The organism is Rugamonas fusca (genome assembly GCF_014042365.1).
GTDB classification, from domain to species: domain Bacteria; phylum Pseudomonadota; class Gammaproteobacteria; order Burkholderiales; family Burkholderiaceae_D; genus Rugamonas; species Rugamonas fusca.
In genome coordinates this window covers 54,722-66,871 of sequence record NZ_JACEZS010000002.1, presented here as the reverse complement: position 1 = coordinate 66,871, position 12,150 = coordinate 54,722, and the positions used below count along the sequence as shown (strand labels likewise).

Below are 12,150 nucleotides of genomic sequence, written 5' to 3'. Positions count from 1 at the left end.
AATTGGTTGTTTCAAGTTAGTCAGAGTACATTGGTTGCTTTCTCGACATTAAGTGTGTCCGTGTTATGCATTTCAGTTTTCTTGAGAAGAAAATATAAACCTTGACCGAATCCGGCCAGCAGCTGTCCTTAATTTTTGGAAGCGATCTAATGACAAAAATTCTGGCAATCCTTATTCTCTCGTCTGGCTTTAACGTAGCTGTTGAAACGAAGGATGGCTTTGTGGAGCGTTCATTTCAAAATACGCGTGAAGGCGTCAGTGATTTTCTGACCTTTGCAGAACCGTATGTGAAGTCCGAAAACCTAAAATTTTGTGCTGTTTCCACGATTGATGACTCGGGGGCGGTTATGCAATGGGTAGCTGAAAGCGGCCTGCGAGTTGGCTTTTTGACGTACCCGACCTACCTGGAATACACAAACGATGAAAAATCCGACCTGAACTCCGCAGCGACAGTAGCAAATGCTTGTGTCGCTCGATATGTCATTATCAAATGACGGTGTACGGCCATTAACAGACGTTGAGAAGCAAACGAAATATAACCCAGTGGATGAAATCTTGAACCTAGGGCCTGAATTCATCTTTGGGCTGCATGAAATCAAATGGTTTTCGCACTGTGGCGAAGTGCCTCCCACGTTGCCCTTTGAGCCCATCGCTTTTGCATCGCAGTCGCAGGCAATGGAGAGTGCCTTTGATCTTTGCTGGGAAAACACTACGCTCGAAGCCAGAAATAGGCTTACTGAATTTCTTCATAAGAACCACAGTTCGGAGTACGCCAATTGGAATGAGATAGCTCGTGAAATCAAACGCTTTGTCATTGAGCCGCTGGTTTCTCGACATTGGCAGCCATATGCTTACAAGCATGGGCTTGCTAAAGTGTTTGTGGATTGTGTAAGCTGGGACGTGCTTGGAGCATGCATGGAAAATGCGTATCGACTATGTGCATCCCCGACGTCGTTCTTCCTGCCATTATTGAGCGTCTACAAAGCTGGCCATTTTCCTTGTGGATGGATCGAGGGGAATTACCCTGAAGGGCGATTGGTAATTTGGTAGCTATGCCCTACCATACAATCCAACGGATGCCTTACAGCTCCGCTGGTCGTGCATGGAGATGCCACAGGCAGAGTTCGGCCATTGGCTGCCCCTTTTTTTTTGAAAACTCTGAGGATGAAATAGATTGAAGCGTGCTTTGTTCCTCTGCTCCCAGAATCGTCTGAGAAGTCCGACAGCCGAGCAGATTTTCGCAAGCTGGCCAGATGTCGAAACAGACTCTGCAGGGCTCGGTGGTGATGCGACCGTGCCGCTTTCCACCGAACAGATAGAGTGGGCGAACATCATATTTGTAATGGAGAAGACTCATCGAAATCGTCTCTCGTCCAAATTTCGCTCTTATCTGAATGGGAAGCGCATCATCTGTTTGGACATCCCTGATGACTATGAGTTTATGCAGCCGGAGCTTATTAAGCTGCTTGAGGTAAAGGCAGGCAAGTTCTTACGTTAGTCTCTTGCCGGCCAGAAGCCGCCCTATAAATTTCCTGATAATCCTGACCGTTCGAAAGCAATGAATATACCCAAGACAGTGATAATAGGCGTGTTCAGTGCTGTGGTAAATCCTCTCATCGCCTTTATCGTACACACTGCCTTTGAGAATTTTTCTGGTTCAGCTCAGTGGCTCGTTGTCGTCATGATTGGACTGTCAACAGGGATGTTGGAAGGGATCTTTATCGGACGACCGTGGCATAGAACTATCGGCATTGGTACTTTTATCGGCACACTGATATTGTGGTCGCCTGTAGTGATGGCCACATACGGATTTGCTTTACTGGCGCTTCCCTTGTTGGCCACCTTTGCTGTGCTTGTTTGGTTCGGTACTAAGCTTGGAAATAATCTGCGGGCGAAAGTGTCTGCTGTGCGATGGTAGTCTTGTCGTGTCACGGCCAAGAGCAGACTGTCGAGCAATCCAAAAAAATTGGGATTGCAACAAAATATAGTGGGTAATCAACTGATCCGAAACATGTACGCTACTCTTTCCCACCGTCGAAAGAGAACGCCTGTGGTTTTGGGCGTGTTTATATCAACACTAATCCATGGCGCCGTATGGGTTTTACTTAATCTACGTCAGGTCGATGTCTGTGTTCATCATAAGCGTGCCATGGCCCTCCCGTCTTCTGCCATGGTTTATATTAAACCGCAACCTAGCTAGCCCCGCCATGTATCAGCTGTCAAGTCCACCAGACCAAAGGCGACATTTTTGGCATCCCGGCATTCCCCCAAGCGAAAACAAGAGCTCCCCGACTTGACGTATGAAGCGGACACGCGGGTCCCTCATATGAAGACGATCGAAGCGGCAGTGCCGAATGTGACGGATACGCTACATGCAGAAACTCCAACTGAAACACCGGCACGACTGGATATTGAAGAACTTAGAGCGTTTGCGAGGCGAGAAATGGAACGACAGGGTGTCCGATCAGGTCACGCCGCCCAAAAGCAAGAACCGGGTGCCTTAGCGGCTGATGTTGGGCAAGAAACGCTTGAACGAGCGAGGCGTCCGAAGTGTGACAACGATTACAAACCTAAAGTCGGATCGGTTGAATTTAGTGGTTTAATGAAACTGCCGTTTCTTTTGCGGGGAGCACTCTCCGATAAGGGTTGTAAATGGTAAGACTTTGTTCTTGTTTTTCGCAGTGACTACTTTGGGGTGCGGATTCAATAATAAATGCGAGGGTCCGTTTCGGGGCGTATGCAGCCCCATCCATATTCGATGAAATGCAGCCGCAGCGAAATAAAAACGAAGATCAGGCGATAAAGCCCGTGCGGTCCGTTTCCCTGCCAGCCGCCATGCTTGCTAATCCCGGCAAGCATCGCCATACCAAAAAAGCCAAACTAAACCGCACTCAAGGGGCTGCGCGCTGGCGCGCCAACGGCGATAATGCGCATGGCGCCAGTCCGGCGCGCCACGAAACGGAGCCCCATGCAATCGAGCATCACCCCCGGCCTGCTTATCCTGCACGGCAACCAGATGGAACAACTGCGCGCGGCCGTGTTCCAGTGGCTGCGCAACCATCCGCTGGGGCCGCTGGAACAGGACATCTTCCTGGTCCAGTCGAACGGCGTGGCCGAGTGGCTCAAGATCGCGCTGGCCGAGGAATTGGGCGTGTGCGCTGCCACCCGCGTGGCGCTGCCGGCCCGCTTCCTGTGGGATACCTACCGCGGCATGCTGGGACGCGAGCGCGTGCCGGCCCTGTCGGCCTTCGACAAAGGCCCGCTCACCTGGCGCCTGATGCGCCTGCTTCCCACGCTGCTGGGCCAAGCCGTCTTCACGCCGCTGCGCCACTTCCTGGCCGACGGCGAGGCTGAGCGCCGTCTCCAATTGGCCGAGCGGCTGGCCGACCTGTTCGACCAATACCAGGTGTACCGCGCCGACTGGCTGGAGGACTGGGCCGCCGGCCGCGACCAGTTGCGCAGCGCGCGCGGCGAGATTGCACCGCTGCCGCCCGACCAGTGCTGGCAAGGCCAGTTGTGGCGCGCCGTGATGGCCGACGTGGCGCCGGAGGAGCGTGGCCTGGGCCGCGCCACCGTGCACACGGAATTCGTGCGCGCCACCGCCGCCGGCGCCACGCCGGCCGGTCGCCTGCCGCGCCGCATCGTGCTGTTCGGCGTGTCGGCGCTGCCGTACCAGAGCTTGCAGGCGCTCGCTTCGCTGGCGCGCCACACGCAGGTGCTGCTGGCCGTGCCCAATCCGTGCCAGTTCTATTGGGGCGACATCATCGAAGGGCGCGACTTGCTGCGCGCCGCCCACCGTCGCCAGCAACTGCGCAATGGCCAGGACCTGGGCCAGATTCCGCTGGAAGAACTGCACGCGCACAGCCATCCACTGCTGGCAAGCTGGGGACGCCAGGGGCGCGATTTCATCCGCATGCTGGACGAATTCGATGCCGAGGCGGCCGCCGCGGCCGAAGCGCAGGGCGCGGACGGCAGCGCGCCGCTGCGCGTCGATCTGTTCAGCGATGGCGAGGCCGACACCCTGCTGGGCCAGGTGCAGGCGGCCGTACGCGACCTGCTGCCGCTGTCCGAGCATCCGCACCGGCCGCCGCCGGACGCGGACCGTTCAATTGAATTCCACATCGCCCACAGCGTACAGCGCGAGGTGGAGGTGCTGCACGACCAGTTGCTGGCCATGTTCGCCGCTGGCGCAGAGACGGACATGCCGCTGCGCCCGCGCGATGTGGTGGTGATGGTGCCCGACATCGACACCTGTTCCGCCGCCATCCACGCCGTCTTCGCGCAGCACAAGCGCAGTGACCCGCGCTACATTCCGTTCGAGATCGCGGACGTGAAGGACCGCAGCGTCAATCCGCTGCTGGTGGCGCTGGAATGGCTGCTGCGCCTGCCGCAGCAGCGCTGCCGCCAGAGCGAAGTGCGCGATCTGCTGGACGTGCCGGCGCTGGCCCGGCGTTTCGGCCTGGGTGCCGAAGATCTGCCCACGCTGGGCCTGTGGATCGAAGGCGCCGGCGTGCGCTGGGGCCTGGACCAGGCCCACCGCGATGGCCTGGGCCTGGGCTCGGCCGGCGAGCAGAATGCGTGGATCTTCGGCGTGCGCCGCATGCTGCTCGGTTACGCCAGCGGCGATGGCGCCAGTTTCGCCGGCATCGAACCGTATGCGGAAGTGGGCGGCCTCGATGCCGCGCTGGCCGGCTCGCTGGCGCAACTGGTGGAAGCGCTGCTGCACTGGCGCGCGTTGCTGGCCCAGTCCCGCTCCCCGGCCGACTGGGGCGTGCAGGCGCGCGCGCTGCTGGCTACCTTCTTCGATGGCGCCGAGGAGACTGACCGCCTCACCCTGGCCCAGCTCAGCGACACGCTCAACCACTGGCTCACCACGTGCGAGGCGGCCGGCTTCGATGAAGCCGTGCCGCTGGCGGTGCTGCGCGAAGCGTGGCTGGGCGCCTTGGACGAGCCCACGCTGGACCACCAGTTCGTTTCCGGTGGCGTCACCTTCTGCACGCTGATGCCGATGCGCGCCGTGCCATTCCGCGTCGTGTGCCTGTTGGGCATGAACGATGGCGACTTCCCGCGCCGTGCGCCCAAGGCCGATTTCGATTTGCTGGCGCAGCCGGGCATGGCCCGCCCCGGCGACCGTTCGCGCCGCGACGACGACCGCTACCTGATGCTGGAGGCTTTGCTGGCCGCGCGCGACAAACTGTACGTGAGCTGGGTCGGCCGCAATGTGCGTGACAACAGCGAGCAGCCGCCATCGGTGCTGGTGTCGCAATTGCGCGATTACCTCGTCAATGGCTGGGGGCTGGACCTGCGCGCGCGCACCACGGAGCACGCGCTGCAACCGTTCAGCCGCCGTTATTTCGAAGCAGGGGGCTTGCTCACCTACGCCGGCGAATGGCGCGTTGCCCATACCGACAGTGATGCGCGGCAGGAGGCGGCCGCGCTGCCACCGTTCGAGATCGACGACAAATACCGGCTCAAGCTGTCCGCGCTGGCCAATTTCATGCGCCAGCCGGTGCGTTATTTCTTCCGCCAGCGGCTGGGTGTGATCTTCGGCGACGCGACGCTGGTGGGCGAGGACGAGGAACCGTTTTCGCTCAACGCACTGGAACGCTATCTGCTCGAAGACGTGATGCTGGACGACGAGGGCGCCGACACGGAACAGCTGGACGAGGTGCGCGATCATCTGGCCGCCCGCGCCGAACGGCTGGCGCGCGAAGGCGTGCTGCCGATAGGCCTGATCGGCCAGCAGTGGCAGCGCCAGCTGGTCGACGCGCTGGTGCCGGTGCGCTGCGCATGGCTCACGCTGCGCCAGCACTATCCGCAAGCGGCGCCCAAGCTGGCGCTGAACCTGGAATTGTCCGGCGTGCCGCTGGACGACTGGCTGGACCAGTTGCGCAGCAACGGCCAGGACACGGTCTGGCTCACCCAGATGTCGTCCAAGGTGACGGACAAGGGCGGACAGCCACGCGGCGACAAGCTGATCCCCATGTGGCTGCGCCAGTTGGCGGCGGCGGCGGCCGGCACGCCCGTCACCGGCTACCTGGTGGCGCGCGACGCCATCGTGGCCATGGCGCCGCTGGAGCAGGGCGCGGCGCTGCAAACGCTGCGCGACCTGGTCAGCATCTGGCGCGACGGCATGCACCGTCCGCTGCCCACGGCGTGCAAGACGGCGCTGGCCTTGATGCAGGGCGGCGACCCGCGCGCCGTGTATGACGGCGGCTTCGATGTCGATGGCGAGAACGCCGACCTGTGCCTGGCGCGCCTGTGGCCGGATTTCGCCGCGCTGGAAGCCGAGGAATTGTGGGCCGATTGCGCCCAGGCCCTGTATGGCCCGCTCGCCGCATGGCTCAAGGATCACATTTCGGTCGAACCGATCACGCCCGATGGGGAACACGCATGACGCAATTGCTGGCACCTTTGACTTTTCCCCTGCACGGCGCGCGCCTGATCGAGGCCAGCGCCGGCACCGGCAAGACGTGGACCATCGCCGCGCTGTACCTGCGGCTGGTGCTGGGCCATGGTGGTGACGATGGCTACCTGCGTCCGCTGCTGCCGGCCGATATCCTCGTGATGACCTTCACGCGCGCGGCCACCCGCGAGCTGTCGAACCGCGTGCGGGAACGGCTGGTGGAGGCGGCCGCCTATTTCCGCGGCCAGTCGGACCAGCGCGACGACTATCTCGACGCGCTGCTCGACTCCTACCCCGACCACACGGCGCGCCAGCAAGCGGCGCACCGCCTGATGCTGGCGGCCGAGACGATGGACGAAGCGGCCATCTTCACCATCGACGCGTGGTGCCAGCGCATGCTGCGCGAGCACGCATTCGACAGCGGCAGCCTGTTCGACGAGGAACTGGTGAGCGATGAGCAGACCCTGTTCGACGACGCGGCCCACGACTACTGGCGCCAGCAGGTTTATCCGCTCGACGCGCATGGGCTGGAAGCGCTGCTCGCTTGCTGGGGCGATGTGGAGGCGCTCAAGAAGTCGGTGCGCGAATTGGCCAGGCGGGCCGACATTGATGGCGACGAGGGCAGGGAAGCGCTGGCCAGCTTGATCGCACGCGGCCTGCGCGAGCAGCAGGCCACGCTGGCGGCGCTCAAGCAGGACTGGCACGCGCGCGCCAATCGCATGGAACAGTGGATCGCGGCCCAGCGCGAGGCCAGTCCCAAGTGCTTCAACGGCAACAAGATGCGGGCCAATTCGCTGGTGGCCTGGTTCGACGGCCTGCGCGCATGGGCCCAGTCGCCATTGCAGGTCATGCCCGAACTGTCGGAGGCAGGCTGGAAACGGCTCACGGCCGACGGCATCGCGGATGCGTTCTCCAAGGATTATGTGGCCGAAATCCCTGACGATTTCGACGCCCTCGCACCGCTGCAGCAGGCGCTGGCGGCCATCGTTCCGCTGTCGCACGCGCTGTACCGCCATGCGGCGGCCAGCGTGGCGCGGCGCATGGCGGAACTCAAGCGGCGCAACCGCCAGTTCGGTTTCGCTGACATGCTGGACCGGCTGAACGCCGCGCTGCAGGGCGAGAACGCGGAGGCGCTGCGCAAGCGCATCACGGAGCAGTATCCGGTGGCGATGGTGGACGAATTCCAGGACACGGCGCCCAACCAGTACGAAATCTTCAACCTGTTGTACCGCGTGGCGGACAACGACCGCCGCCTGGGCCTGTTCCTGATCGGCGATCCCAAGCAGTCGATCTACGGCTTCCGTGGTGCCGACATCCACAGCTACCTGTCGGCGCGGCAGGCCACCACGGGCCGCCATTACCAGCTGGGCACCAACTTCCGCTCCACGGCCGGTGTGGTCGATGCCGTCAACCGCCTGTTCCTGCACGCGGAAGGCGATGGGGCGTCCGCCGGCTTCCCGCGCGGCGCGTTCCGCTTCCGTAAGGACGGCGTCAATCCGCTGCCGTTTGAGGCCGTGGGCGCGCGCGGGCGCGAGGAGCGGCTGGTCAACGTGGCAGGCGAGGTGCCGGCCATGGCCGTGTGCTGCACGGCCATGCCGGACATGCGCAAGGAAGGCTACCTGGACTTTTTCGCCCATCACTGCGCTGAGCACATCGTGGCCCAGTTGAACGACGCGCGGGCCGGCTTCGATGGCCCCAAGGGTTTCCTGCGGCTGCAGCCGGCCGACATCGCCGTGCTGGTGCGCGACCGCAGGGAGGCGGCCGCCGTCCGGCGCGCGCTGCAACGGCGCAACGTGGCCAGCGTTTACCTGTCCGACAAGGATTCCGTGATCGACAGCGACGAGGCGGCCGACGTGTTGCGCTGGCTGTCGGCACTGGCCAATCCGCTCGACGGCGCGCTGGCCCGCGCTGCCTTCGCCACCCGCACGGCCGGTCTGCCGCTGGCGGAGTTGGCGCGCCTCACCTCGGACGAGCTGGCGTGGGAGGAGCGGGTGGAGCAGCTCAAGGCGCTGCACATCGTCTGGCAGCGCCAGGGTGTGCTGGCCATGCTGCGCCGCTTTATCCACGAACTGGGGCTGCCGGCAGCACTGCTGGCGCAGGCCGGCGGCGAACGGCGTCTGACCAACCTGCTGCACCTGGCCGAACTGCTGCAATCGGCCAGCCGCCAGCTCGATGGCGAGCAGGCGCTGATCCGCTGGCTGGCCGAGCAGATCGACGGCGGCACGGACGGTGGCGATGAACGTGTGCTGCGTCTGGAAAGCGATGCGGAACTGGTCAAGGTGGTCACGGTTCACAAGTCCAAGGGCCTCGAATATCCGCTCGTGTACCTGCCGTTCGCCGTCACGGCGCGCAAGGTCGAGCGGCGCAACCGCAGCTTCTTCGAATACACGGACGACGCCGGCCAGCGCCAGATCGACCTCGCCCTGACAGACGACGCGCTGGAAGCGGTGGAGCGGGCCCGCATCGAGGAGGATTTGCGCTTGCTGTACGTGGCGCTCACGCGCGCCCGTCATGCGCTGTGGCTGGGCGTGGCCGCGCTGGCCGGCCGCAAGGCGGGCGAGAACACCTTGCACGAGTCGGCGCTCGGTTATCTGTTGACGGGCGGTGAGAGCCTGCCAGCCGACTTGCTGCTGGAGCGGTGGCGGCACCTGGCGGGCGACTGCGCCGCCATCGCCGTGCGCGCGCTGGAACCGGACCGGCAGTTCACGCTGCTGAACCGCGTCGAGCAGCGTCCGCCGCTGCTGGAAACGGCGCCGTACACGGGCAGGTTCGAGCGCGACTGGTCGGTGGGCAGTTTCAGTTCGCTGGCGCGGCGCACGGGGCCGGCCAACGCGCCCGTGCCACGCCACGCCCTGCAGGAAAAGCTGCTGGAAGCGGAGGACAGTCCCGCCGTGGTGCGCACGGAGGATGCACCCTGGCACCGTTTTCCTCGCGGTTCCGTGCCGGGCAATTTCCTGCACGAACAGCTGGAGTGGATGGGGCAGGAAGGCTTCGATGTCGTCGAGCGCGAGTATTTCGACACGGCGCTGGCGCGGCGGGTGGAGCGGGCCGGCTGGAGCCACCGGCTCGACGATACCAATGCCTGGCTGCGCGCCATCGCCGCCACGCCACTGCCGCCGCTGGACGCGCCACTGTGCCGCGTGGCCACCGCCTTGCCGGAAATGGAATTCTGGTTCCCGAGCGAGCGCCTCAGTTCCGGCGCGCTGGACCGCTTGTGCCGCACGCATCTGCTGGACGGCATGCCGCGCCCGGCCTTGCCCGAGCGGCAGTTGCACGGTATGTTGAAAGGTTTTACTGATTTGGTGTTTGAGCATGAAAATCGCTACTGGGTGATGGATTACAAGTCCAACGCGCTGGGCGCGGGCGACGCGGCCTACCACCGGCAGGCGTTGGCGGCCGGCATGGCCGAACATCGCTACGACATCCAGGGCGCGATCTACATGCTGGCGCTGCACCGGCTGTTGCGCAGCCGCCTGGGCGACGCGTATGACCCGGCGCTGCACTTGGGTGGCGCCATCTTCCTGTTCCTGCGCGGTATTGTGCATCCGCAGACCCACGGCTGCTACCTGCTGGCGCCCGAACCGGCCTTGCTGGATGGGCTGGATCAGTTGCTGAACGAAACGAATGAGCTCGAATATGACCATGATGCATGAACCGGCCCTGTTCACCGTGCTGGACGGCTTGACGGAAGCGGGCCAGTTGCGGCGCCTGAGCGGGGCATTTGCACGCTTTATCGACTCCGTTGGCGGAAGTACGCCACAGTTGATGGCAGCTTGCGCACTGCTGTCGGAACTGGAAGGGCGCGGCCACAGCTGTCTGCTGCTGGACGATCTGGCCGCCGCGCCGGCCGCCTTGATGGGCTGGACGGACGAGCAGTGGCAGCCTGTGCGTGACGCCGTGGGTGATTGGCCCCGGAGTGCGGCCGCCTGGCGTGCGGCGCTGGCCGGCGCCGGGCAGGTCTGGTCCGTGGGCGACCTGGATTGCCAGCAGCCCCTGGTGCTCGATGGCGAACGGCTCTACCTGCGGCGCTACTGGCGCGACGAAACCCAGGTCGCGCATGCCGTGCGCAGCCGCGCGCTGGCGGCGCTCACACCGGATGTGGCCGACGTGCGGCGCTGGCTGGATGTGCTGTTCGACCACGCGCCCCGCGAGGGCGGGGTGGACTGGCAGAAGATCGCCTGCGCCGTCGCCCTGCGCGGCCAGCTCGGCATCATCACGGGCGGCCCCGGCACGGGCAAGACCTACACCGTGGCCCGGCTGCTGGCCTTGCTGTTCGCCACCGAGGGCCAGCGCCAGGCCGGTATGCGCATCGCCATGGCCGCGCCCACCGGCAAGGCGGCGGCCCGCCTCAAGCAATCGATCGACCAGGCGCTCGATGTGCTGGCCGCCAAGGTCGGGCCGGCACTGCCGCTGCACGAACTGGCGGCCCGCATGGGCGCGGCGCGCACCCTGCACAGCCTGCTGGGCGCGCGGCCCGACACGCGCGCGTTCCAGCATCATGCGGGCAATCCGCTGGAAGTTGACGTGCTGATCGTGGATGAAGCGTCGATGATCCACCTGGAAATGATGGCTTCGCTGCTGGCTGCCTTGCCGCCCCACGCGCGCCTGATCCTGCTCGGTGACAAGGATCAGCTCGCCTCCGTCGAGGCGGGGGCCGTGCTGGGCGACCTGTGCCACCGGGCCGAGACGGGCGGCTACGACGACGCTACGCTCGCCTATGTGGCGGCCGCGACGGGGCAGGACATTCCGGCCACTTTCCAAGGGCAAGGCGGCCCGATTGCACAACAAACCGTGATGTTGCGGCAAAGCCGGCGTTTCGGCGGGCCGATCGGCGCGCTGGCGCTGGCCGTCAACGCGGGCGATAGTGTCAAGGCCCAGGAAGTGTTGCGCGGCACGACAGACGGCACGGTGGCCTGGATAGCGCCGGCCCAGCAATCGGACGTGGTGCAACTGGCGCTGGCGGGCCGGTCCGGCGTCGGCGGCGGCTATCAGGGGTATCTGCGGATGGTACAGGCCGGCGCGCCGGAAGGGGCGGCCCATGATGGCTGGGTGGCGTCCGTGCTCAAGGAGTTCGAAGCGTTCCGCATCCTGTGCGCCGTGCGCGAAGGGGAGTGGGGCGTGACCGGATTGAACGAGGTGATCGAACACAGGCTGGAAGCGGCCGGGTTGATACGGCGCCGCGGCGAATGGTATGTGGGCCGTCCCGTCATGGTCACGCGTAACGATTACGGCACCGGTGTGTTTAATGGCGACATCGGGCTGACGCTGGCGGACCCGGCCCGGCCCGGCGCCTTGCGCGTGTATTTCCTGGAAGGCGAGAACATCCGCAGCGTACTGGCCACCCGCTTGCGCAACGTGGAAACGGCGTTCGCGATGACGGTGCATAAGTCGCAGGGTTCCGAATTCAACCACACGGTGCTGGCCCTGCCGCGCGAGGGGGGCGGCGCGCTGGCGCGTGAACTGGTCTACACCGGCATCACGCGTGCGCGCAACTACTTCACGCTCGTGTCACCGAGCCCGCAGTTGCTGCACGAAGCCATAGGCCAGCGCACCCAGCGGGCTTCGGGCTTGCGCGGTCTTCTAGACAACTGAGCAGGCAGACCCTGCACTGCGGCTGCCAGGCGCGGCCGGCACCGACTCCCGCGGCCAGCGATGGTGACGCGGGTTTTTTTCGCCAACTTCCAGGGAGAGACGGGCGTAACATGCCAATTATTGGCGTAAAAAGACCAATTTCTGGCGCGGAA

At 63.9% G+C, this 12,150-nt stretch carries 8 protein-coding genes; all 8 read left to right on the top strand.

Going from position 1 to position 12,150, the window contains the following annotated elements:
* Nucleotides 1-101: 101 nt before the first annotated feature.
* The 8 genes from H3H36_RS03600 (at nucleotide 102) to recD (ending at nucleotide 11,998) form a co-directional block, all read left to right on the top strand.
* Nucleotides 102-494 carry a hypothetical protein gene (locus H3H36_RS03600; RefSeq protein ID WP_182214171.1) on the top strand — a complete coding sequence of 131 codons (393 nt, stop codon included), beginning with the start codon at nucleotides 102-104 and terminating at the stop codon, nucleotides 492-494.
* Complete coding sequence (locus H3H36_RS03595; RefSeq protein ID WP_182214169.1) at nucleotides 466-1,050, top strand: hypothetical protein; 585 nt, start codon at nucleotides 466-468, stop codon at nucleotides 1,048-1,050. The genes H3H36_RS03600 and H3H36_RS03595 overlap by 29 nt, the downstream gene beginning before the upstream one ends.
* 124 nt (nucleotides 1,051-1,174) lie before the next feature.
* Nucleotides 1,175-1,498: a low molecular weight protein tyrosine phosphatase family protein gene (locus H3H36_RS03590; protein ID WP_182214166.1), complete on the top strand. Its 324-nt coding sequence runs from the start codon at nucleotides 1,175-1,177 to the stop codon at nucleotides 1,496-1,498.
* A 60-nt stretch (nucleotides 1,499-1,558) separates the two neighbouring features.
* A complete protein-coding gene (locus H3H36_RS03585) occupies nucleotides 1,559-1,918 on the top strand; it encodes a hypothetical protein (RefSeq protein ID WP_182214164.1) in 360 nt (119 codons plus the stop codon).
* 408 nt (nucleotides 1,919-2,326) lie between these two features.
* Nucleotides 2,327-2,659: a hypothetical protein gene (locus tag H3H36_RS03580; RefSeq protein ID WP_182214162.1), complete on the top strand. Its 333-nt coding sequence runs from the start codon at nucleotides 2,327-2,329 to the stop codon at nucleotides 2,657-2,659.
* A gap of 309 nt (nucleotides 2,660-2,968) precedes the next feature.
* Complete coding sequence (recC, locus tag H3H36_RS03575) at nucleotides 2,969-6,397, top strand: exodeoxyribonuclease V subunit gamma (protein ID WP_182214159.1); 3,429 nt, start codon at nucleotides 2,969-2,971, stop codon at nucleotides 6,395-6,397.
* A complete protein-coding gene (gene recB, locus H3H36_RS03570; RefSeq protein WP_182214157.1) occupies nucleotides 6,394-10,059 on the top strand; it encodes an exodeoxyribonuclease V subunit beta in 3,666 nt (1,221 codons plus the stop codon). Before recC ends, recB begins: the two co-directional genes overlap by 4 nt.
* The gene (gene recD / locus H3H36_RS03565; RefSeq protein WP_229219712.1) at nucleotides 10,031-11,998 is read left to right on the top strand and encodes an exodeoxyribonuclease V subunit alpha; all 1,968 of its coding nucleotides are present in this window, start codon (nucleotides 10,031-10,033) and stop codon (nucleotides 11,996-11,998) included. The genes recB and recD overlap by 29 nt, the downstream gene beginning before the upstream one ends.
* Nucleotides 11,999-12,150 lie beyond the last annotated feature (152 nt).